Below are 23298 nucleotides of genomic sequence, written 5' to 3'. Positions count from 1 at the left end.
TCCTGTCGCCTCACAGGCGCACCCCGCTACGGTTAACTGTGCACACGAACGCCGACCAGATCGAAGCCGAGGCTCAGACCGAGCCCGCAGCGATGACCTTCTCCGACCTCGGGCTGAGCCAGCCCGTCCTCAAGGCCCTCAAGGACATCGGCTACGAGACCCCCTCGGCGATCCAGTCGGCGACGATTCCGACGCTGCTCGGCGGCCGCGACGTCGTCGGCATGGCGCAGACCGGAACCGGCAAGACGGCCGCGTTCGCGCTGCCCATCATCGATCGCCTCGACCTGGGTCAGAAGACCCCGCAGGCGCTCGTGCTCGCCCCCACGCGCGAGCTCGCGCTGCAGGTGTGCGAGGCGTTCGAGAAGTACGCGGCCCATCTGAAGGACGTGCACATCCTTCCCGTCTACGGCGGTCAGGGCTACGGCGTTCAGCTGTCCGCCCTCCGACGCGGCGTGCACATCGTCGTCGGAACCCCCGGCCGCATCATCGACCACCTCGAGAAGGGCACGCTCGACCTCTCGGAGCTGCAGTACCTCGTGCTCGACGAGGCCGACGAGATGCTCAAGATGGGCTTCGCGGAGGACGTCGAGACGATCCTCGCCGAGACGCCCGAGACCAAGCAGGTCGCGCTCTTCTCAGCGACGATGCCGGCCACGATCCGCCGCATGTCGAAGCAGTACCTGCACGACCCGGAAGAGATCACGGTCAAGGCGAAGACGCAGACCTCCGCCAACATCTCGCAGCGCTACCTCGTCACCGCGTGGCAGCAGAAGATGGACGCCCTCACGCGCATCCTCGAGGTCGAGAACTTCGACGGGATGATCGTGTTCGGCCGCACGCGCTCGATCACCGAGGAGATCGCCGAGAAGCTCCGCGCCCGCGGGTACTCCGCCGCCGCGATCAACGGCGACATCGCCCAGCCGCAGCGTGAGAAGACGGTGAACCAGCTCAAGTCGGGCAAGCTCGACATCCTGGTGGCGACCGACGTGGCCGCGCGCGGCCTCGACGTCGAGCGCGTCTCGCACGTGGTCAATTACGACATTCCCACGGATGCCGAGTCCTACGTCCACCGGATCGGCCGCACCGGCCGCGCCGGGCGCTCGGGCGACGCCATCAGCTTCGTCACCCCGCGCGAGCGCGGGCTCGTGAAGATGATCGAGCGCGCCACGCGTCAGGAGCTCACCGAGATCCCGCTGCCGAGCGTCGACGAGGTCAACGAGACCCGCCTGTCGCGCTTCGACGACCGCATCACCGCAGCCCTCGGCGAGGCCGAGCGCATCGACGCCTTCCGCGACATCGTGGCCCACTATGTGCGCAACCACGATGTGCCCGAGGCCGATGTGGCTGCGGCCCTCGCCGTCGTCGCGCAGGGCGACACCCCGCTGCTCCTCGAGGCCGACCCCGAGCCGGCCCCGCGGCGCGAACGCACCGAGCGGACCGACCGCGCCGACCGGCCGGCGTACGGCGACCGGCCGGAGCGCGGCGAGCGCCGCACGCCCCGCGAGGGCTTCGCGACCTACCGCATCAATGTCGGCAAGCGTCAGCGGGTCGAGCCGCGCCAGATCGTCGGCGCGCTCGCGAACGAGGGCGGGCTGCGCCGCGACGACTTCGGCGCGATCAAGATCATGCCCGACTTCTCGCTCGTCGAGCTGCCGGCGAACCTCCCCGCCGGCGCCCTGGACCGCCTCGCCGACACGCGCATCTCGGGGCAGCTCATCGAGCTGCGTCCCGACACCGGGCGCCCGCAGCGCCGCAAGGACGCCGCGGGTGGTTCGTACCGCGACAACCGCGGCTCCGGCGACCGGTATGGCGACCGTTCGCAGTCGCGCGGCTCGTACGGCGACGACCGTCCCGCACGCAAGCCGCGGCACAAGCGCAGCGACGGCTGACCCGGCCGCGCCTCCGGGGCGCGGCATCCGTCCCGGTGTGCGCGGGGAAGGTGGCACGAGCCGGGGACGACTCCGGCCCCGTCAGCAGGGTCAGCCAGCGGCCCCCGCCTGCGCGGGGAACGCCCGCACGGCCTCATCGAGGTCGCTGAACACGCGGTCGGAGGGAATCCGCTCGCTCATGCCGTAGGCCGTGAACTCGTCGAGCAGGCCCGTCTCGGGCCGCGCGAGCACGAGTCGAACCCCGCGGGCGTCGAGCCAGTCGACGAGACTCGAGAACGCCTCGCCGGCCGAGTAGTCGATGTCGGAGATCCCGGCGCAGTCGAGCACCAGCCACTTCACCGGTTCGGGGGCGTTCTGCACGACCTGCTGCACGTCGTCGACGAACCACGACGCGTTCGCGTAGAAGAGGTCGGCGTCGTAGCGGAACACGACGAGCCCCGGCGCGGTCTGGGCCCCGGCGGCGGCCGTGGTGTATTCGTACCCGTCCTTGCCGCGAACGCCGAGCACGAAGTCGCGCGGGCGGTATTGCCGCCGCACGACATCGAGCAGCGACAGCGCGAGCGCGAGGATCACACCCGCACCTACCCCGACGATGAACACCGTCAGCGCGGTGGCCAACGCGATGAGGAACTCGCTTCGGCGCACCCGCGATATGCGCAGGAGGCCCCGGATGTCGATGAGTTCGAGGCCGATCACGAACACCACGCCGCCGAGCACCGCCTTCGGAAGATCGGTGAGCAGGTTCGTGAGGAACAGCAGGACGACGAGCACCACGGCGACGACCGTGAGGTTGGCGACCTGGGTGCGCCCCTTCTGGCCGTCGAGGATCTGGGTCTTCGTGGGCGACCCGTTCACGACGAACGTGCCGCTGAACCCGGCCGCGAGATTGGATGCTGCCAGCCCGACGATGTCGCGATTCACATCGGCGCGATCGCCGTGCTTGGCCGCGAAGCTCCGCGAGGTCGCCGCGCTCTGGGCGATGATGATGATGAAGCAGGCGAACGCCGTCGACAGCACGGCGGGCACGTCGCTCCACGCCGCAGCGGGGAATCCGATCGGCGGGAACCCGCCCTGGACGGCGCCGATGACGTCGACGCCGTAGCTCGACGCGTTCGTCGCCGTGGCGAGGATCAGCAGACCGACGACCGCGATGATCGCCCCAGGGACCTTCGGCAGGAAGATCTTGAAGGCGAAGACGATGCCGATCGTCGCGGCGCCGTAGGCGAGGGTCGGCCACGACACCTGGCCGAGTTCGGTGATCCACGCCCACTGCTGCTGGAACCAGTTGCCCGAGCCCTTCGGCACGCCGAGGATGTCGGGGATCTGGCTCGTGGCGACCTGGATGCCGACGCCGGTGAGGAACCCGATGAGAACCGAGGCCGACAGGAAGTCGCCGATGAAGCCGAGGCGCAGCACGCGCGCGAGGATCAGCAGAAGACCGCAGACAAGCGCGGTGAGCCCGCACAGCGCCACCCATTGCGCTGAGCCCGGATCGAGTCCGGCGATGCCTGCGGTGAGCAGGCCCCCGGCCATGATCGCCGCCGTCGCCGAGTCTCCGCCGACCACGAGGAGCTTCGACGCTCCGAGCAGTGCGAAGGCGAGCAGCGGCAGCAGGATCGTGTAGAGCCCGGTGACGATCGGCGTCTGCGCGATCGAGGTGTATCCCATCACCTCGGGGATCGCGACGGCGGCGAGCGTCACGCCCGCGATGACGTCTCTCGGAAGCCACGACATCTTGTAGCCGCGCAGCGAGACCGGGACGAGGAAAGAGGGCAGGGCCATGTGGACTCCCTTGGGCGAGGATCGCGCCGGCGCCTCCGACGTCGGCGGGGAGGTGCCGCGAGGACCCCAGGCGCCCGGCCACGCGACTATGCGCTCATTCTGGGGCACCAGGGCGCGCGTGCGCCAGGGGCACGCTCTGCGCGAACAATCCCCTGTCGGTCCCGCATGCCTCAGCCCGCTCCCAGCGGCCCCCGTAGGATCGATCCATGGCCGGATTCTGGGGCAGACGCAAGCGCGAGCAGGAAGAGCTGAACACGCAGGACGCCGATCTGGCGCGCCGTGCACAGCAGGCGCTGGTCGCGGCCGACGAGCGCATCCGCCTCACGACCGACGAGCTGGCGTTCGCGGACGCCGAGCTGGGCGCCGGTCCCACGCAGGAGCTTCGCGAGGCGCTCGCGTCGGTGCGCACGCACTTGCAGGAGGCGTTCCACCTCCACCAGCTCAACCATGACGAGATCCCCGACACCCCCGAAGAGCTGCGCACCCGCAACGCGCGCATCGTGCAGCTGTGCGAATGGGCCGAGGACCTCCTCGATGACCGCACCGAGGCGCTCGCGGCGCCGATCGAGCGGGCACGTCGCGCACCCGAGATCATCGCGAAGGTGCGGGCGGATGCTGCGCGCCTGCGCCTGCGGCTCCCCGATGCCCGCTCGACCGTCGATCGGCTGGCCGTCCGCTACTCGTCGCACGCGCTCTCGCAGATCGACGCGAACCCGGCCGAGGCGGAGCAGCTGCTCGGCTTCGCCGAGCACAGCGCGGGCGTTGCGGAGCGCCGTCGCGAGGCGGGCCAGCGTGAGCAGGCCAACCTGGCCCTCGAGGCATCCACCGAATCCGTGCGCCGCGCCGAGACGCTGATCGATGCGGTCGAGACCTTCGAGGTCGAGGCGCTGCGCGCCGAGTCCACGCTCGCCGCGATCGTCGAAGACTCCCGCGCAGACCTCGTGGTCGCGCTCAGGGAGCCGCACTCCGCCGCGGTGCAGACCGCGATCGAGGAGCTGCAGGCGGCGCTGGCCGCGCTTCCGGCCGCAGGCGTGAACACCGATCCCTTCGAGCAGCTCTCACGTCTGCGCGAGGCCAACGCGGGACTGGATGCCGCGATCGCGGCCGCACGCGATCGAGCCGCCCGTCCGATTCCGCCACTCGAGCACGTGCGCCACGCCATCGACGACGCCGACCGCCAGCTCGCCGTCTCGCGCGACGTGATCGCGGGGCACCGCGGCTGGATCGGCGCCGACGCCCGCACGCGGTTCGCCGAGGCCGAGCGGGTGCGCCTCGACCTCGACCGCTACCTCGGCTCCTCCGCTGCCGCGGTCACCACGATCGACGAGGATCACCGCGAACAGGCGTTCGCCATGGCCCGCCGTGCCGCGTTCCTCGCCAGCGAGGCCCTGCAGCTGGCGCAGCGTGACATCGACGCCGCCCGTCCGCAGCCCGACCAGTGGGGCGGCCCGGGCTACGGCCAGCAGGGGTGGGGCGGCGGTCGCCGTAGCGGCGGCAGCGACCTCATGGGCGGCATCCTCGGCGGCCTGGTGATCGGCAGCATCCTGGACGGCTTCATCGACTGACGTCTCCCGGAGCGGTCTCACCCCTCCCTGCTCACCTCACCGCCTCCTCGGCAGAAACACGGGCTGGTCACGACGACACGCCGGGTGAAGCATCCGTCCCCCGGCGTGTCACGTCACGGACCCGTGTTCCGGCAAACCTGCACGAACCCTTGGGGCCGGGTCCGAGGGCGGCGACCCCGCAGGCGGGTGTTTCGGATGATCACGTCAGACACCTGTGGACGGATGACCCGGATGCCGCGGCCACTACGATTCGACTCGTCGGTGGCGTACCGACTTCCATCGTCGACCGGGTGGGGGCATCCGTTTCACGGACACGCACAAGGGGTGCGACCGCCGCAGCGACCGCACCCCTCGGAGAATGTGTCAGGACGCGAGCTCCTCCGGCTGCGCCATGGTGGTCAGCGAGATCACCCCGTAGTCCCAGCCCTTACGGCGGTACACCACGCTCGGGTGGTCCGTGCGCGCGTCGATGAAGAGGAAGAAGTCGTGGCCGACCAGCTCCATGCGGTCGACGGCCTCCTCGACCGACATCCACTCCGGGTGGAACTCCTTCGTGCGGATCACGACCGGCGTGTAGCCCTCTTCCTCCTCGTTGCCCGTGACGACAGGGATCTCACCGGTGGCGACGGCACGGAGCACGTCGACCGACGCCGGCTGCAGATCGATCCCCTGGAGCGCGCCGCTGCCCTTCTCGAACTTGGCGCCGCGCGGGTGGTTGCGCGCGTCGACGCGCTTGTCCTTCGCGCGGCGCAGCTGTTCGCACAGCTTGTCGACCGCGAGGTCCAGTGCGGTGAACTTGTCGCCGTCGGTGGCCTCGGCCCGGATGACGGGCCCCTTGCCGTTGACGGTGAGTTCGACGGTCTCATCCTCCATACGACCGTTGTGGTACGCGCGGTGTGTGACCTTGACGTCCACGCGTTGAGCGCGCGGGGCGAGGTTCTCGATGCGGAGGGCCTTCTCCTCGACGACACCGCGGAAGCGATCTGTGATGCCCACTCCCACGCCGACGATGCTGGTTTCCATCCTTGACCTCCTTGTTCCGGTCCGCCCGGCCAAGGGCGGACCATCAGTCGCCTTGTCATCCCCACGCTAGCCGCGCGTCCGGACTCTGTCACCTGTGAGTTTCGAATGCGTCAGGATGCCGTTCACCGGCTCGTGGGACGCCTCAGCGGGGTGGCCGCGACCGTCACCGCAGCCACCACGTCGGCACCCGCGGCGCGCAGCGCGCGGACCGCTTCGGCAAGGCTGGCGCCGGTCGTCACGACGTCGTCGACGACCACGACGCGCAGGCCCGCGGCGTCCGCCGCAACCAGGCTGTCGGCGACGTTCCGCGCCCGAGCGTCGCGATCGAGACCTCGCTGGTCGGACGTGCGGCGGGCGTAGCGCAGCAGCCGACGGGGACGGCGACCGGTGCGCCGCACGAGCAGATCGGGAACGCGGTAGCCGCGCCGCCGGTGGGCCTGGCGAGACGTGGGCATCGGCACGGGCACGGCGTCCGCGGCACCCGCGCGGTCAAGGGCCGCCGTCAGCGCGGGCGCGAGCGCCGTCGCCAAGCCGGTGCGCCCGTCCTCCTTGACCGCGCGCAGCACTCGCGCGGGCACCCCGTCGAACGCGAGCCCGCTCCACACCGCGACGGCCCCACCGGGCGCGTCCACGACCTGCTCGCGGGGATCGGGGGCGAGGGCGAACGCGCATCGCTCGCACAGAGCGACGTCGGCTTCGTCGCACCCCGCGCACGCGACGGGAAGAAGCAGCGCCAGCGCGTCCGCACAGGCCTCGCGCACCGCGAGCACGATCTCCGACATCACCGCCCCAGCTTCCCGCGCGCAGGGGGCGACCCGGCGCCCACCGCCACGATCCGTGGACGGCTCGCTCGCGCAGACGGGTGTGGAGGAGCCGCTACTGCGGCGCGCCCTGCTGGGTCGCGAGGACCACGATGCCGGTCGCCGTGGGCTGCCAGCTCGTGCCGCGCTTGACGTACAGGGTGCCGTCCTCGGCACGCAGGCGGAGGCTCGAGATTCCCGTGCCACCGGCGATCGCGGCGATTCCCGAAGGGGCGGTGGAGCCGGCGGTCGGTGCGCCGACCACCTGCTCGATGACCGTCGAGTCGGTGTCAGCCCCGCTGGTGAGCACGCCGACCGAGACGTCGTCGATCCACGTGACGCCGATCCGCGTGACGCCGATGATGGCGCCGCCCACCACCGCGAGCTGAATCGGCTGGCCGATGCGCGCCGGCACGCCGTCCTCGCGGACGACTCCGGCCACCGACACCACCGTGCGCCCGCCCGCGCTCACCACCGCGGCGAGGCGCGTGCCGTCGCGGGACAGCGCCATGCCGGCGATGGCGGTCGCGTCGCCCCACGCGTCCGCGACCTCGATCACATCCCCCGTGGGCAGGTAGGCGCGCAGCGCCGACGGATCGTCCTGGGGGACGCTCCACACCACCCCGGCCGGGTCGATCACCGGATCGACCAGCCTCGGACGCGTGTCCAGCACCTCGGGCTCGGTCCCGGCCGAGTTCAGCCGCACCACCGCCCCGGAGGCCAGGCGGGCAGCCGCCAGGTCGCGCTCCGCCCCGACCTGCACGCTGACCGGCGAGGCGGCCTCCACCGCAGCCGAGAGGCCGGGGATCTTGTCGATCTCGTCTCCGGTGAGGAAGCCGAAGCCGGCTTCCGTCAGCACCAGGGGGGCCGCCGCCACGCGCGTCGAACGCACCGCGACGGGCTGCGCGTCGATCGGGGCGGACTCGACGGTCATCACGACCTCGGTCACGCCGGCGGCGCGAAGGCTCTCCTCGAGCTGTGTGAGCATGCGGTTGCGAGCGTCGCTGCTCGCGGCCAGCATGGCGTCGCCCTTGAGGGCGACATCAGAGACGCCTTCGTCCGCCGTTGGCACCACCGCGACCTCCGACACGCCGTCGGGGAAGGCGGTCTGCACCGATTCGGCCAGCCACTCGCTCATCGGCTTGTTGACGAGGGCGTTGGCGATGCTGCCCGCAGCCTTGGTGACGGGGAACCAGCGGACGTCCGGCACGAGGAACTGCCAAGAGGGGTCGAAGTACATCAGCGGATAGCGGTGGAACACCTGCGGGAACTGGGCCTCGTCGAGCCAGACGCCGTCGGGTGCCTCACTGATGCGCCATTCGCCGTCCTCCTGCTGGTCCAGGCGGAACGTCCAGTTTCCGGGCGAGAGATCGGCACGCTGGTACGACCCCTTGTCGTCGACCGACCCGAGGACCTCGGATGCGAAGTCGACGAGCCCCTCCCCGGTCTCGACGTAGTCGCGCTCGGCGCGCTCGTCGACGATCACCTGCGCATCCGGATTCCACGTCTCGGCCATGGCAGGCGTCAGGAATTCCCTGGCGACGTCCCAGCGACCGACGACGCCGGGGCCCGAGCCGGCATCGATGAAGCCCTCCACGATCTGCTGCGGTGTCGCCCCAGGCTGCGGCCGGTTGGGGATGAACACCACGTTCTGCGAGCCGTTTCCGGTGTTGCCGTTCTCGAGCCCGTACTCGGGGGGCCCGCCCGTCGGGAAGCCCGCGCAGCCGGTCACCACGACCGCGCACAGTGCGAGGATGAGGGCCAGGATGCCGCGTACCCGGGTCATGCGGATCCTCCTCGGGGCGCAGCATCCGTCCCGCTCCCACCATTCGCACCATCGGCGCGGGGCAGGTCGATCGGAGACGTGAGGCCGAGGTCGTCCAGGGCGGCGACGGCGTCGTCGCCGGGATCGACCGGGATCGGCGACTCCCCGTCGAGCGGTGCGGCCTGCCGCGGGAGGGTCAGGACGAAGTTCGTGCCGCGGCCGACCTCGGACCAGACCGCCAGCTCGCCGCCGTGCAGCTTCGCGTCGCCCAGTGCGATCGACAGGCCGAGGCCGGTACCGCCGATCGTGCGCTTGCGCGACGGGTCGGCGCGCCAGAACCGGTCGAAGACGTGCTCGACGTCTTCGGGCTTCATTCCCATGCCGTAGTCGCGCACGCCGATCGCGACGGCCTGCTGATTGCTGTCGACGCTGACCACGATGGGACGACCCTCGCCGTGTTCGATCGCGTTGCCGAGGAGATTGCGCACCACGCGGCGAACGCGCCGCGGGTCCATGTCGACCGGAGAATACCCCCCGGGCGCAACGAGACGCACGTCGGTGCCGTGCTGCTCCGCGAGCTGCTGCATCGATCCGATCACGTCCTCCGCCAGGTGGGCCAGGCTCGTCGGCTCCAGCTCGAGCTGGACCGATCCCGCGTCGTAGCGGCTGATCTCGAGCAGGTCGGTGAGGAGCGTCTCGAACCGCTGCACCTGGGCGTTGAGCAGCTCGGCTGCGCGTGCGGTGGCGGGGTCGAAGTCGTCCCGCTGGTCGTTGATCATGTCGGCGGCGAGGCGGATCGTCGTCATCGGCGTGCGCAGCTCGTGCGAGACGTCGGAGACGAAGCGCTGCTGCACGAGCGAGAGATCGGCGAGCTCCTTGATCTGCGACTCCATGCTGTCGGCCATCGCGTTGAACGAGCGGCCGAGCGTCGCCAGCTCGTCCTCGCCGTGCACTTCGAGGCGCACGTCGAGACGGCCCGCCGCGAGCTTCGCGCTGGTGTCGGCGGCCTCACTGATGGGGGTGGTGACGGAACGCAGGACGAACCAGGCGATGCCGCTGATGAGCAGGACGAGGCCGATGCCGACCACCCACAGCGTCCGCTGCACGAACGTGAGCGTCTCCGGCGCGTTGGCCAGGTCGTAGGCCAGGTACAGCTCGTACGACGCCACACCCTCGATCGTGAGCTGCTGACCCACCAGGATTCCCGGGACGGTGGAGTCGTCACCGTCGGGAAGCGCGACGGGCTGCCAGATCTGCTGGTCGGGATTGGTGCGGACGAGCGCCCGCATCGGGATGGTGAGCAGCTCGTTCATCACCTCCTCGTTCGTGCTGAAGTCCTGCGGCGCGTTGGGCACGAGGGGCCCGATCCGGTAGGCGCCGACGATCACGGCCGACGACTGGTCGCGCAGCGCGGTGAACGCCAGGGTCATGACGTTCTGCAGCTGGATGGAGTCGTTCTGCACCGACGCGTCGAGGGTCCGCTGCGCCGCGGCGCGCGCCTGCTCGGCGTCCATCAGCACCTGGTCCTTGCGCGACGCGAACAGGTCGTTCTGGATCGCAAGGGCCATCCACACGCACGCGACCACGACCGCGAGCGCGGTGAGCCCGATCGTCACCAGGATCGTGCGGAACCTCAGCGAGCGACGCCAGAGCCCCGCGATCTCCCCCGGCCACGCTCGCCAGAGCCGCCACCAGGGGATGCGGGCGCGCGCCGGTGTCACGGCCGTGATCGGCGCGGTCATGGCGGCCTAGACGACGGCGCCGGCGCGGTATCCGACGCCGCGCACCGTCGTCACGATCTTGGGATTGTCGGGGTCCTTCTCGACCTTGGCCCGCAGCCGCTGCACGTGGACGTTCACCAGACGAGTGTCGGCCTTGTAGTGGTAGCCCCACACCTGCTCGAGCAGCATCTCACGCGAGAACACCTGCTGGGGCTTGGATGCCAGGGCGACGAGCAGCTCGAATTCGAGGGGGGTCAGCGCGATGGGCCCGTTGCCGCGACGCACCTCGTGCGCCGCCACGTCGACCGTGAGGTCGCCGATCCGGAGCGAGTCGTTCGCGGGCTGGCTCGCGGGCCGCAGCCGCGTACGGATGCGGGCGACCAGCTCCTTCGGGTTGAAGGGCTTGACGATGTAGTCGTCGGCGCCCGACTCCAGGCCCTTCACGACATCGGCCGTGTCGGTGCGCGCGGTGAGCATGATGATCGGGACGCCGGATTCGGCGCGGATGCGGGTGCAGATCTCGATGCCGTCCATGCCCGGCAGCATCAGGTCGAGGAGGATGAGATCGGGGCGCTCGGCGCGCCACGCCTCGACGGCCTCGGCGCCGTCCGCGCAGAAGGCCGTCTCGAATCCCTCCGTGCGCAGCACGATCCCGATCATCTCGGCAAGGGCGGTGTCATCGTCGACCACCAGGATGCGTGAAGTCATCGCGCGCGTTCGTTCCTTCTGTCCAGGCGCAGAGGACGACGTGCGCGTCCCCGTGCGCTTCCCACAGAGTAGTCGACCAGGGCTGTGGACCGGCCGAAGCTCGCCCGAACGGACGCCGAGAGCCTCATCCACACGGCCGCTGCGGCATCCGCTCGATGTGGAACGATAGGGGCAAGCGCCGTCCGGAGCGCGCGGCCGATGCGCTGCGCAACCCGCGACGCGCCGCCGACCGAGAGGGGAATCGTGTCCGCATACCCGGCCTGGACGCCGGCGTCACGCCCCGGGATCATCCCGCTGCACCCGCTGTCGTTCGGCACGATCCTGGGCCGCTCGTTCTCAGCGCTGCGGCAGAACCCGCGCGTGCTGCTGGGCTTCGCGCTCGTCGTGCAGACGCTCGCGTACATCGTGGTCCTGGGCGGCGTGCTCGCGGTCGGCTGGGCGTCGTTCTCGCGCCTCGACACGCTGCGGCCGGGCACCGAGGAGTACGACACGGTGATGGCGGGGTCGATCGCCCTCACCGCCGTCGCGGGGATCGTACTCTCGCTCGCCGCGGGCGCGCTCAGCGTCATCGTGCAGGGCATCGTCGTCGTCGAGGTGACGCACGCCGCCGTGGCCGAGAAGCTCACCCTCGGCGCCCTCTGGCGCCAGGTCAAGCCGATCGCGTGGCGCCTGATCGGCTATTCGCTGCTGGTCGTCCTGGCGATCGTCGCGCTGGTCGCCGTGGTCGTGCTCGCGATCGTCAGCATCGCGATCGCGGCACCACCGGCGGCGATCGTGCTCACGATCCTGGTCATCCTCGCGTCGATCCCCCTCACATGGTGGCTCATGATCAAGCTGCTGCTGGTGCCGGCGGCCATCATCGTGGAGCACGCCACGATCGTCCAGGCGCTGTCGCGCTCGTGGACCCTCACGCGCCGTCGCTTCTGGCCCGCCCTCGCCATCATCATCGTGATCAGCGTCATCTTCGCCGCCGTCGCGCAAGTGGTGAGCCTGCCGATGAGCTTCCTCTCGATGGGGCTGACGACGATCATCGCGCCGACGGGCGATCCCGAGCCGACGGCCATCATCGGCTTCATCGCCGCGACCCTGCTCACCCAGGTGCTCACCCTGCTGCTGCAGTCGGTCGCCGTCGTCGTGCAGTCCACCGCGACCGCACTCATCTACATCGACTGCCGCATGCGCCGCGAGGGGCTCGACCTCGACCTGCTCGCGTACGTGGAGCGACGGGATGCCGGAGCCACCGCCCTCGCCGACCCCTATCGCGAGCACATCGGGCGCGAGATCGCGCCGCGCGGCATTCCGAGCGCGTACCCGGCACCCGGCTCCGCGCCGTACCCGCCCGGCTACTCGATTCCGGGATACCCGGCGGAGCCGGCCGGCGCGGTCTTCTCGGCGCAGGCACAGCCGGACTACGGGCCGCCACCCGGGTACGCACCGCAACCCGGGTACCCACCGCAACCCGGGTACGCACCGCAACCCGGGTACCCACCGCAACCCGGGTACGCACCGCAACCCGGGTACGCACCGCAACCCGGGTACGCACCGCAACCCGGGTACCCACCGCAACCCGGGTACGCACCGCAACCCGGGTACGCACCGCAACCCGGGTACGCACCGCAACCCGGGTACGGGCCACCGACCGGATACGGGGCTTCGGCCCAGCCCGGTCACGGCGTTCCGCCCGCGCAGGGCGCCCCGACGCCCGGCCCCGCCGCGCCCGCGCAGCCGCCCGCCATCCCTCCGGCCGCCGCCCCCGCATCCCCGCCACCCGCGGACGAGCAGTCCCCCACCCGCTGGACCGCCCCCGGCGCCGCGCCCGACGGCGCCCACCGCGAGTCGCCGTGGGCGTGACCCCCGCCGCTCTCCGCGCCCTCGCGCGCGTCCTCGACGCCGTCCCGCCCCTCACGCCGGACGGTGACGAAGCGCGGCGGTGGGCGGAGCAGGAGCTGTCGGACCCCGCCTACGACATCGCCGAGCCGACGCCGTTCGACCGGATCGCGCGCGCCGTCGGCGACTTCATCATGTCGCTGCTCAATCCGGACCTCTCGGGTGGCTGGGGCTCCACGTTCGCGCTGGTCGCGGCGATCGTGGTCGCCGTCGTCATCGTCGCGGCGTTCCTGCTGTGGGGCATGCCGCGAGTCACGCGCCGCGCCGCGCCGCGGACACCGCTGCTGTTCGGCGAGGCCGAGCACCGCTCCGCCGCCGAACTGCGCTCGGCCGCGGCCGAGCGCGCACGCGCCTCGGACTGGGACGCCGCCATCGTGCTCCGGTTCCGCGCTCTCGCCCGGGGCTGCCTCGAGCGCGGCGTCGTCGACCCGCCCCCGGGCGCCACCGTGCATGCGTTCGCGCGAGCCGCAGGCGCCGCCTTCCCCGCGCTCGAACCCCGGCTCGAAGCCGCAGCGACCGCCTTCGACGACGTCCGTTATCTGCGCCGTCCGGGCACCGAGGAGCTCTACCGCCTCGTCGAATCCGCCGATGACGCCGTCGTCTCCGCGCGCCCCGTCGTGCGCGAGGAGGTCCCCGCGTGAGCACCGCGACCGCGAGCCCGCCGGAGACGTCGACACCGGATGCTGCGCCCCGGCGCGGCCGGCGAATCGCGACGTGGGTCGCGATCGGGCTCGCCCTGCTCGTGATCGGCGGGATCGGCGGTGCGGTGTCGGCGGCGAACCAGTGGACCCAGCGCGATGCGCTCGACCCGGACTCGACCGGCCCCGCCGGCACCCGCGCCCTCGCCGAGATCCTGCGCGACCACGGCGTCGAGGTGCGGGTCATGCGCGACCGGGCGTCGGCGACCGAGGCTCTCCGCACCGGACCCGCCACCCTCGTGCTGCCCGACGCGCCGGCGCTCTCGGACGACGCGCTCGCCGACCTCGCGGCCGGGGCCACCGACATCGTGCTCGTCGAACCGCGCGCCCGCACACTCGACCTGCTGCTCGCGGGCTCCGCCCCCGCCGGAGTCGCGCCTGACACCGCGATCGAGCCCGACTGCGACATCGAGGACGCGATCCGCGCCGGCGCCGTCGCGCCGGGTGCCGTCTACAGCGGGAACGACGGCTGCTACCCCGTCGGCGATGCCTTCGGGCTCCTCGTCGACGGGGCCGACGGCGGCCGCGTCGCCGCGGTGGACGCCCGCCCGCTCTTCACCAACGAGCACCTCGCCGAGAACGGCAACGCCGCGCTCGCGGCGAACCTCATGGGGCGGCATCCGCTCGTCGTCTGGTACGTGCCCGGTCCCGCCGACACCGACCTCGCCGACACGAACCCCTCCCTCGGTGATCTCACGCCGCCCTGGGTGAGCGCGGTCATCGCGCTGCTCCTCGTCGCCGGCATCGCGGCGGGCGTATGGCGCGGCCGAAGGTTCGGTCCCCTCGTCGCGGAGCGGCTGCCGGTGACGGTGCGCGCGTCCGAGACGACCGAAGGCCGTGCGCGCCTCTACGCACGCGCAGGCGATCCCCTGCACGCCGCGGACCGGCTGCGGATCGGCTCACTCCGCCGCATCGCCGCACTTCTCGGGCTCGCCGTCAACGCCGCCGCCCCCGAGATCGCCGACGCCGCCGCGGGCCGCGCCGGGCTCGACCGGCGGACCGTGCGCGGCACCCTGATCGACGACATCGCCCGCGGCGACGCCGACCTCGTCGCCTTGAGCACACGCCTGAGAGATCTCGAGGACGCCGTCCGCACGGCCGTCCGCCCCGAAAGGAATCCCCGATGACGGACACGCCCGCCTCCGCCAACACCGACGCGCCCGCCGCACCGGAGGGCGCGCCCCTCGACGACGTCGCGCTGCGCGAGGCGATGAACCGCGTGCGCCTCGAGGTCGGCAAGGCCGTCGTCGGGCAGGACGGCACCGTGACGGGCCTGCTGATCGCGCTGCTCTCGCGCGGCCACGTGCTGCTCGAAGGCGTTCCCGGAGTCGCCAAGACCCTCCTCGTGCGGGCCTTCTCGACAGCGCTCGGCCTCGACACCAAGCGCATCCAGTTCACGCCCGACCTCATGCCCGGCGACGTGTCGGGCTCGCTCGTGTACGACGCGAAGACCGGCGAGTTCGAGTTCCGTGAGGGACCTGTCTTCACGAACGTCGTGCTCGCCGACGAGATCAACCGCACCCCGCCCAAGACGCAGGCGGCTCTGCTCGAAGCGATGGAGGAGCGCCAGGTCTCGACCGACGGCGTGACCCGGCCGCTCCCCGACCCCTTCCTCGTCGCAGCGACGCAGAACCCCATCGAGCACGAGGGCACGTACACGCTGCCCGAAGCGCAGCTGGACCGGTTCCTCCTCAAGCTCATCGTCGAGGTGCCCGCGCGAGATGCCGAGCTCGCCGTGCTCCGTCGCCACGCGAGCGGGTTCGACCCGCGCGACCTCGCGGGCGCAGGGCTTCGCCGTGCGGCCACTGCCGATGAGATCCGCGCGGCGCAGCGGGCGGCGGCATCCGTCACCGTCTCGGACGACGTGCTCGGCTACGTCGTGGATCTCGCGCAGGCCACGCGCCGGAGCCCCTCCGTGCAGCTCGGGGTGAGCCCGCGCGCGGCGACCGCCCTGCTCGCGGCGTCGAAGGCGTGGGCGTGGCTCGGCGGCTACCCCGCGATCACACCCGACCACGTGCAGACGATGCTGCTTCCGACGTGGCGCCACCGCATCCGGCTGCGCCCGGACGCCGAGCTCGAGGGCGTGTCGGTCGACGCCGTGCTGGGCTCGGTCCTGCAGCAGACCCGCGTCCCGATCTGACGCGCATGTACGTCACCGGTCGTCTGCCGCTGCTCCTCGCCGCCGGAGCGCTGCCCGTCGTGCTGCTGTCGGCGGCGGGCGTCGACGAATGGCTCGCGTCCGCGGGGTGGGTGCTGCTGTGCCTCCTCGCGGCGCTCGGCGACGCCGCGGCGGCACCGGATCCGCGCCGGATCACCGTGACGCGGACGATGCCCACGCGCGTGCTCCTCGGACAGCCCGCAGTCGCCGAGCTCGTGCTGCGCAACGGCGGCGAGCGTACAGTGCGCGGCCGTGTCCGCGACGCGTGGCAGCCCACCGCCGGCTCGCCGGCGGAACGCGCCGCCGTCGCGATCCCGCCCGGCGAAGTCCGGACCATCACGGTCCCGCTCCTCCCCCGGCGCCGCGGCGAGCTGCGCTCCCGCTTCGTCGTCGTGCGCTCCGAGGGCCCGCTGCGCCTCGCCGGACGCCAGGCCCGCATCGACCAGCCCGGTGCGCTCCGCGTGCTGCCGCCCTTCACCGCGCGCCGCCACTTGCCGTCGCGGCTCGCCCGCCTGCGCGAGCTGGACGGCAACACGAGCGTGCAGGTGCGCGGTCAGGGCACCGAGTTCGACTCGCTGCGCGAGTACGTGCGCGGCGACGACGTGCGCTCGATCGACTGGCGCGCGACGGCCCGCGCGAGCACGACGATGCTGCGCACGTGGCGCCCCGAGCGCGACCGGCACGTCGTGATCGTGATCGACACCGGACGCACGGCCGCCGCACGGGTCGGTGACGGCGTGCGGATGGATGCCGCGATGGAGTCGGCGCTGCTGCTCTCCGCGCTCGCCACCCGGGCCGGCGACCACGTGCACCTGCTGATGTTCGACCGGGCGATCCGCGCCCGCGTCACGCGCGTGGACGGGCCAGGACTGCTGCCGGCCCTGGTCGACGCCATGGCTCCCGTGGAGCCGCAGCTGATCGACACCGACTGGGATGCCGCGTTCGCGCAGGTGCGCGCGCTCACCTCCCGCCCGTCGCTGGTCGTGCTGCTCACCGCGCAGGACGCCGCCGAGGCGGCGCGCGGGTTCCTCGGGTCGCTCCCCGCACTCGCCCGCGGAGCGCACGTGCTGGTCGGCACCGTCACGGATGAGCAGGATCCTCTCCCCGAACGCCCTGATGCCGCCGACGTCTACCGCGCGGCCGCGATCGAACAAAGCGCCCACGACGCCGCCGTCGTCGCCGCCGCGATCGGCCGGGCCGGCGGTGAGGCGATCGCCGCGACCCCCGAGGACCTTCCGCCGCGGATCGCCGACCGCTACCTCGCTCTGAAGGCGGCCGGTCGTCTCTGACGCGCCGGGTCGAGGTTTGGGCGCTCCGCGAACGTTCGGGGCGCGCGCCGCGCGCCCCGAACGTCGCTCACGCGCCCCAAACCATCGAGATACAGCGGGCGGAGGACCGGGAACGCGACCGACACCTCGGGCCGCCGCATCCGCTCCCGGGAACAGCCGGGAACGAACGCCTGAACATCCGACGAAACTCAGCGAGGTCAGGCGCTATCCGCGGACACTCGCGTGCGGTTCCTGGGAAACCGCTGAAAATGCCGCTAGCCTCGCGGCGAGGAAAGGAGTCCGCCATGTCGGATACCACCATCCCGCCCACCACGGTGAACAGGCTCGTCGCGGAGGCTCTGGGAACGTTTCTGCTCGTCTTCGGCGGTGTGGGCGCTGCGCTGTTCGCAGCCAACTTCCCGGCCGGGGATGAGGGCAACCCGCTGGGCATCGCCTTCGTCGGCGTCTCGCTGGCGTTCGGTCTGACCGTCGTCGCGGGCGCCTACGCGTGGGGTCCGATCTCGGGCGGCCACTTCAACCCTGCCATCACGCTCGGGCTCGCTGCGGCCGGCCGCTTCGAGTGGAAGAACACGATCGGCTACATCATCGCGCAGGTGATCGGAGGCGCCCTCGGCACGACGGTCATCGTGCTGATCGGCATTTTCGGCACCGACAACTGGCTCGCCAACGCCCAGGACGGCGGCTTCGCGTCCAACGGGTACGGCACCGGCGACTTCGGCTCGCCCGGCGGCTTCGAGCTGGGCGCCGCGATCATCGCGGAGGTGCTGCTGACGGCGATCTTCGTGCTCATCATCCTCGGTGTCACGCATTCCACGCGTGGCACGGCCGCGCTCGCGCCCCTCGCGATCGGACTCACGCTGACCCTCATCCACCTGATCTCGATCCCGATCGACAACACGTCGGTGAACCCCGCCCGCTCGATCGCGGCGGCGATCTACGGCGGCCCCGGTCCGCTGTCGCAGCTGTGGGTGTTCATCGTGTTCCCGATCGTCGGCGGCCTCCTCGCCGGCGTCCTGCACCGCGCGCTCTTCGAGCCCAAGGGCACGCTGCCCCCGGTGCAGGCCGAGGCGCGCGTCCCGTAAGGCATCACAGCGGAGGACAAGAGCGGCCCGCCCCCTTCCGGGGTCGGGCCGCTCTTCTGCGTCTGCGCAGGTGTCAGACGAGGTCGAACCGGTCGAGCTCGGTGACCTTGCCCCAGGCCTTGACGAAGTCGCGCACGAACTTCTCGTTCGCGTCGTCCGACGCGTACACCTCGGCGACGGCGCGCAGCTCCGAGTTCGACGAGAACAGCAGGTCGACACGGGTGCCGATGCCCACCGGCGCGCCCGATCCGTCCTTCACGCCCGCGAACGCGTGCGCACCAGGGTCGAGCGGCTTCCAGGTGGTGCCGAGGTCGAGCAGGTTCACGAAGAAGTCGTTCGTGAGCACGCCCTTGCGATCGGTGAAGACGCCGTACTCCGAGTCGTCCCAATTGGCACCGAGCACCCGCAGGCCGCCGACGAGCACCGTCAGCTCCGGCGCGCTCAGCGTGAGCAGGTTCGCGCGGTCGATGAGGTGGTGCTCCTCGGGCATGAACGCCTGCGGCCCGTAGTAGTTGCGGAACCCGTCGGTGGTCGGCTCGAGGAACGCGAACGACGTGACGTCGGTCTGCTCCTGCGTGGCGTCGGTGCGGCCCGGATGGAAGACCACCTCGGCGTCGACACCGGCGTCCTTCGCCGCCTTCTCGACCGCCGCGTTGCCCGCGAGCACGATGAGGTCGGCGAGCGACACCGTCTTGCCGGAGGTCTGGCCGTCGTTGAACGAGGCCTGGATCTCCTCGAGCTTCGCGAGCACCGTGGCGAGCTGGGCGGGCTTGTTGACCTCCCAGTCCTTCTGCGGCGCTAGGCGGATGCGGGCGCCGTTGACGCCGCCGCGCTTGTCGCTGCCGCGGAACGAGGATGCCGCCGCCCACGTGGTCTCGACGAGCTGCGACACACTCAGGCCGCTGTCGAGGATCCGCGCCTTGAGCGCGGCCGCGTCTGCGGCGTCGATGAGGTCGTGGTCGACCGCGGGCACGCGGTCCTGCCACAGCAGCTCCTCGGCGGGGACCTCGGCGCCCAGGTAACGCTCGATCGGACCCATGTCGCGGTGCGTCAGCTTGAACCAGGCGCGGGCGAACGCGTCGGCGAAGGCCTCGGGGTCCTCCTTGAACTTCCGCGAGATCGCGTCGTACGCGGGGTCGGTGCGCAGCGCGAGGTCGCTCGTCAGCATGCGGGGCTCGCGACGGCCGTTCGAGTGGGCCATCGGCACCATGTCGGCGCCGCCGCCGTTGATCGGGCGCCACTGGTGACCGCCGCCGGGGCTCCGCATGAGCTCCCACTCGTAGGCGTAAAGGATGTGGAAGAACTCGTTGTCCCAGCGGGTCGGGTGGTACGTCCACGTGACCTCGAGGCCCGACGTGATCGTGTCGTCGCCATGGCCGGTGCCGTGGTTGTTCTTCCAGCCCAGGCCCTGCTGCTCGAGGCCGGCGGCCTCGGGGTTGTGCTCGATGTTGGTGTCGGGCGCGGCGCCGTGGGTCTTGCCGAACGTGTGGCCACCGGCGATGAGCGCGACGGTCTCCTCGTCGTCCATCGCCATGCGGCCGAACGTCTCGCGGATGTCGCGGGCGGACTTCAGCGGGTCGGGCTCGCCGTTGGGGCCTTCGGGGTTGACGTAGATGAGGCCCATCTGCACGGCTGCGAGCGGCTTCTCGAGCTCACGGTCGCCCGAGTAGCGCTCGTCGTCCAGCCAGGTGGTCTCGGGACCCCAGTACACGTCGGCGTCCGGCTCCCACACGTCGGCACGGCCACCCGCGTAGCCGAACGTCTTGAAGCCCATCGACTCGAGTGCCACGTTGCCGGCGAGGATCATGAGGTCGGCCCACGACAGCGACTGGCCGTACTTCTTCTTGACCGGCCACAGGAGGCGACGGGCCTTGTCGAGGTTGACGTTGTCGGGCCAGCTGTTCAGCGGCGCGAAGCGCTGCTGACCGGCGCCGCCCCCGCCGCGACCGTCGGTCACGCGGTACGTGCCGGCACTGTGCCAGGCCATACGGATCATGAGGGGGCCGTAATTGCCGAAGTCGGCGGGCCACCAGTCCTGCGACGTGGTCAGCGTCTCGGCGATGTCGGCCTTGACCGCGGCGAGGTCGAGCGACTCGAAGGCCGCCTTGTAGTCGAAGTCCTCACCCAGCGGGTTGGCGACCGCAGGGTTCTTGGCGAGGATCTTGAGGTTCAGCTGGTTCGGCCACCAGACACTGTTGGCGTTTCCGGTGGTCGGGTGAGGCTGACCGCCGTGGATGACCGGGCAGCCCTCGGACTCGTTCGGGCGCGGCCGGGTCTCGCCGTCTTCGCGCTCATCGACCGGGGTGTCGATCGGGGTGACCGCCTGATCGGCGTCGGTGGGGTTCTCACCGATCTCCGGGATCGTGTCGTTCTTGTCGGTCATGGCTTCCTTCCAATCGGGGTGGGCTGGGGAATCGGACAGGATCAGGCGCGCGCCGCGCCGGAGACGGCCGGCTCCCCGGCGATCGATCCGGCGTTCGCGCATGCGGGGCAGACGCCCCAGAAGGTCACCTCGGCCACCTGCACGGCGTAACCGTGCGCGTCGGCGGGTGTCAGGCACGGTGCTGCGCCGACGACGCAGTCGACGTCTTCGACGGCGCCGCACCGCGAGCAGATGAGGTGGTGGTGGTTGTCGTCGACCCGCAGCTCGAAGAGGCCGGGGCGTCCCGCGGGCTCGATGCGACGTGCGAGGCCGGCGTCGACGAAGTCGCCGAGGGCGTTGTACACCGACTGCAGGCTCGTAGCGGGGAGCGTCCGCGCGACGACGGCGAACAGCTCGTCGGCGCTGGCGTGAGGGCGCTCCACGAGCGCGTCGACGACGGCGCGCCGGGAATCCGTCACTCGCAGGCCCGCGGCACGCAGGCGCGCCACCGTGTCGACGGCGTGCGCGTCGATGCGGGTGTGCGGGGCCATACCCCGAGCCTAGCGTTGTTTTGAGTGATTCAAAACAGTGGTATGCAGCATCCGTCCCACGAACTCATCCGGCGACGAGGGTCGGCGTGCCGGCCTCGTACTCGGTGAGATCTCCGGTCTCCCCCAGCCGGTGCGCGCGGCGCCCGACCACGAGCATGTACACGAGGAACAGGGCCAGCGCCACCGCGCCGATGCCGATCTTGACCGGCCATGGCCACGGCTGCGCCGTCACGAAACCCTCGATGACCCCCGAGACGCCGAGGGCGATCACCAGCCCGATCGCAATCGTCGCGAGGGAGCGACCCGCCGCGGCGAGGGCCTCGCCGCGCGAGCGTGGCCCGGGAGCCACCCATGCCCAGAAGATCTGCAGACCCGCGGCGCCCGCCACGAAGATGCAGGTGAGCTCGAGCAGGCCGTGCGGGAGGATGTAGAGCACGAACACGTCGCCACGGTCGAACGCCGCCATCACCGCGGCCGCGGTTCCCACGCCGACGGCGTTCTGCACCAGCACCATGATCGGCCAGACGCCGGTGATGCCGAACAGCACGCATTGCGCCGCGATCCAGGCGTTGTTCGTCCACACCGTCCCGGCGAACACGGCCGCAGGGTTCTCGCTGTAGTAGTCGGTGAACTGGTTCTCGGCGTACTGCTCGAGCTGTGCCCGGCTGCCGAGGCTCGCGATCAGCGCGGGGTCGCCCGATACCCACAGCGCGACGACGACCATCACGATGACGAACCCGACCGCGATCGCGAGCGTCGTCCACCGCACGCGGTACAGCGCCGCCGGCAGCTGCAGCGCGAAGAAACGCGGGATCTGCCGCATCGCGTTCTCGGGTGCACCCGTCAGCCGCAGCCGGGCGCGGCCCAGCATGGTCGAGACGTGATCTCCTTGGATGCTGCGGCCCGCGGACGTCTTCGCGTCGGCGAGGTCGGCGGAGGCCGCGCGATATCGCGTGACGAGCTCGTCCACCTCGGCGCCCGAGAGGTGGCGGGCGCGGCTGAGCTCGTCGAGCCGCGCCCATTCCTCGCGCCGAGCGGCGGTCAGCGCGTCGAGATCCATGCGCTTTACTGTAGCCATGCCCGCCGTAGAGCCCTCGATCGTCGACATCCACCAGGACGAGGTGCTCACCGGCGAGGCCGTCGCGCTGGATGTGCAGCCGCTCGGGTTCTTCATGCGGGCGCTCGGGGTGATCATCGACATGATCCTCGGCGTCGTGGTGTTCCTGCTGCTGGTGTGGGGCCTCACCTGGCTCACCGGGATCGGCGCCGTGGACGAGGCGGTGATGCCGATCCTCACGATCGTGCTGCTCGTGCTCGTCATGGTCGTGATCCCGACCGTCGTCGAGACCTCCGCTCGCGGGCGCAGCCTCGGCAAGCTCGCCGTGGGCGGGCGCATCGTGCGCACCGACGGCGGAGCCTCGGGCTTCCGGCACGCGTTCATCCGCGCCCTCGTCGGCGTCTTCGAACTGTGGTTCACGCTGGGCGCCGTCGCCGCGCTCGTCGGCGCCTTCACCCCCCGGTCGCAGCGCCTCGGCGACCTGCTCGCCGGCACCTACTCCGAGCGCACGCGCACGCCGCGCCTGCCCGACCCGCAGCTCGGCATCCCGCCGGTGCTGGCCGAGTGGGCGGCCGTCGCGGACGTCGCACGACTCCCCGAGCGCCTCTCGCGGCGTCTGGCTCAGTTCGCCAGGTCGGCGCCGAGCATGGAGCCCACCGCACGCGCGCGGGTCGCAGCATCCCTCGCCCGCGAAGCCGCCGAGCACGTCTCACCGGTGCCGTCCGTCGATCCCGAGACCTTCCTCATCGGGGTCGTCGCCGTGCGCCGGGAGCGCGAGCTACGCGCGTTGCGGCTCGAGACCGCACGCGCGGATGCACTGGCGGGCCCGGTGTCGGCCCCGCCGCGCGGCTTCCCCGAGCGCTGAGCCCCGCCGCTCCCTGTCCTCGCGAGACAGCAGCGGGAGCCCCGAGACTGCGCTTTGCGACCGCTGTCTCGTCGCCCGGTTGCTGTCTCGCGGGAG

The 23298-nt window shown here is 71.5% G+C and carries 18 protein-coding genes; 9 read left to right on the top strand and 9 right to left on the bottom strand.

Annotated elements, in window-relative coordinates; translation table 11 throughout:
• Positions 1-92 precede the first annotated feature (92 nt).
• On the top strand, positions 93-1889 hold the full coding sequence (locus tag MRBLWH3_RS09005; protein ID WP_363435402.1) for a DEAD/DEAH box helicase: 1797 nt from the start codon (positions 93-95) through the stop codon (positions 1887-1889).
• Positions 1890-1979: 90 nt separating this feature from the next.
• Here MRBLWH3_RS09005 and MRBLWH3_RS09000 read toward each other — a convergent pair whose 3' ends face one another.
• Positions 1980-3671: a SulP family inorganic anion transporter gene (locus MRBLWH3_RS09000; protein ID WP_363430759.1), complete on the bottom strand. Its 1692-nt coding sequence runs from the start codon at positions 3669-3671 to the stop codon at positions 1980-1982.
• A gap of 206 nt (positions 3672-3877) precedes the next feature.
• Between MRBLWH3_RS09000 and MRBLWH3_RS08995 the strand changes: the two genes are divergently transcribed.
• Positions 3878-5236: a hypothetical protein gene (locus MRBLWH3_RS08995; RefSeq protein WP_363430757.1), complete on the top strand. Its 1359-nt coding sequence runs from the start codon at positions 3878-3880 to the stop codon at positions 5234-5236.
• Positions 5237-5599: 363 nt separating this feature from the next.
• Here MRBLWH3_RS08995 and hpf read toward each other — a convergent pair whose 3' ends face one another.
• From hpf to mtrA, 5 genes are all read right to left on the bottom strand, one after another.
• Complete coding sequence (hpf, locus tag MRBLWH3_RS08990) at positions 5600-6259, bottom strand: ribosome hibernation-promoting factor, HPF/YfiA family (protein ID WP_363430754.1); 660 nt, start codon at positions 6257-6259, stop codon at positions 5600-5602.
• A gap of 122 nt (positions 6260-6381) precedes the next feature.
• The gene (locus MRBLWH3_RS08985) at positions 6382-7041 is read right to left on the bottom strand and encodes a phosphoribosyltransferase family protein (protein ID WP_363430751.1); all 660 of its coding nucleotides are present in this window, start codon (positions 7039-7041) and stop codon (positions 6382-6384) included.
• 94 nt (positions 7042-7135) lie between these two features.
• Complete coding sequence (locus MRBLWH3_RS08980) at positions 7136-8845, bottom strand: LpqB family beta-propeller domain-containing protein (RefSeq protein WP_363430748.1); 1710 nt, start codon at positions 8843-8845, stop codon at positions 7136-7138.
• Positions 8842-10566 carry an MtrAB system histidine kinase MtrB gene (gene mtrB, locus MRBLWH3_RS08975; RefSeq protein WP_363430745.1) on the bottom strand — a complete coding sequence of 575 codons (1725 nt, stop codon included), beginning with the start codon at positions 10564-10566 and terminating at the stop codon, positions 8842-8844. Before mtrB ends, MRBLWH3_RS08980 begins: the two co-directional genes overlap by 4 nt.
• Positions 10567-10572: 6 nt before the next feature.
• Positions 10573-11253, bottom strand: a complete 681-nt coding sequence (gene mtrA / locus MRBLWH3_RS08970; protein WP_363430742.1) for an MtrAB system response regulator MtrA — start codon at positions 11251-11253, stop codon at positions 10573-10575.
• Positions 11254-11496: 243 nt separating this feature from the next.
• Here mtrA and MRBLWH3_RS08965 point away from each other — a divergent pair, with 243 nt between their 5' ends.
• The 6 genes from MRBLWH3_RS08965 (at position 11497) to aqpZ (ending at position 18367) form a co-directional block, all read left to right on the top strand.
• Complete coding sequence (locus MRBLWH3_RS08965; protein WP_363430739.1) at positions 11497-13104, top strand: glycerophosphoryl diester phosphodiesterase membrane domain-containing protein; 1608 nt, start codon at positions 11497-11499, stop codon at positions 13102-13104.
• Complete coding sequence (locus MRBLWH3_RS08960) at positions 13101-13781, top strand: DUF4129 domain-containing protein (protein ID WP_363430736.1); 681 nt, start codon at positions 13101-13103, stop codon at positions 13779-13781. Before MRBLWH3_RS08965 ends, MRBLWH3_RS08960 begins: the two co-directional genes overlap by 4 nt.
• A complete protein-coding gene (locus tag MRBLWH3_RS08955) occupies positions 13778-14965 on the top strand; it encodes a DUF4350 domain-containing protein (protein WP_363430733.1) in 1188 nt (395 codons plus the stop codon). The genes MRBLWH3_RS08960 and MRBLWH3_RS08955 overlap by 4 nt, the downstream gene beginning before the upstream one ends.
• Positions 14962-15978: an AAA family ATPase gene (locus MRBLWH3_RS08950; protein WP_363430730.1), complete on the top strand. Its 1017-nt coding sequence runs from the start codon at positions 14962-14964 to the stop codon at positions 15976-15978. Before MRBLWH3_RS08955 ends, MRBLWH3_RS08950 begins: the two co-directional genes overlap by 4 nt.
• Positions 15979-15983: 5 nt before the next feature.
• On the top strand, positions 15984-17285 hold the full coding sequence (locus MRBLWH3_RS08945) for a DUF58 domain-containing protein (protein WP_363430727.1): 1302 nt from the start codon (positions 15984-15986) through the stop codon (positions 17283-17285).
• 284 nt (positions 17286-17569) lie between these two features.
• On the top strand, positions 17570-18367 hold the full coding sequence (aqpZ, locus tag MRBLWH3_RS08940) for an aquaporin Z (RefSeq protein ID WP_363430724.1): 798 nt from the start codon (positions 17570-17572) through the stop codon (positions 18365-18367).
• A gap of 73 nt (positions 18368-18440) precedes the next feature.
• On the opposite strand, the gene katG is transcribed toward aqpZ, so the two are convergent.
• The 3 genes from katG to MRBLWH3_RS08925 form a co-directional block, all read right to left on the bottom strand.
• Positions 18441-20750 carry a catalase/peroxidase HPI gene (gene katG, locus MRBLWH3_RS08935; RefSeq protein WP_363430721.1) on the bottom strand — a complete coding sequence of 770 codons (2310 nt, stop codon included), beginning with the start codon at positions 20748-20750 and terminating at the stop codon, positions 18441-18443.
• A 41-nt stretch (positions 20751-20791) separates the two neighbouring features.
• Positions 20792-21280, bottom strand: a complete 489-nt coding sequence (locus MRBLWH3_RS08930) for a Fur family transcriptional regulator (RefSeq protein WP_363430718.1) — start codon at positions 21278-21280, stop codon at positions 20792-20794.
• A gap of 64 nt (positions 21281-21344) precedes the next feature.
• Complete coding sequence (locus MRBLWH3_RS08925) at positions 21345-22340, bottom strand: stage II sporulation protein M (protein WP_363430715.1); 996 nt, start codon at positions 22338-22340, stop codon at positions 21345-21347.
• 16 nt (positions 22341-22356) lie between these two features.
• Here MRBLWH3_RS08925 and MRBLWH3_RS08920 point away from each other — a divergent pair, with 16 nt between their 5' ends.
• Positions 22357-23202 (top strand): RDD family protein, encoded by an 846-nt coding sequence (locus MRBLWH3_RS08920; RefSeq protein ID WP_363430713.1) that lies wholly within the window; start codon positions 22357-22359, stop codon positions 23200-23202.
• The last annotated feature ends 96 nt before the right edge of the window (positions 23203-23298 follow it).

Source organism: Microbacterium sp. LWH3-1.2 (genome assembly GCF_040675855.1).
In the GTDB taxonomy this organism is placed as follows: domain Bacteria; phylum Actinomycetota; class Actinomycetes; order Actinomycetales; family Microbacteriaceae; genus Microbacterium.
Note: the sequence above shows the minus strand (reverse complement) of the source record. Positions and strands in the feature narration are given on the sequence as shown.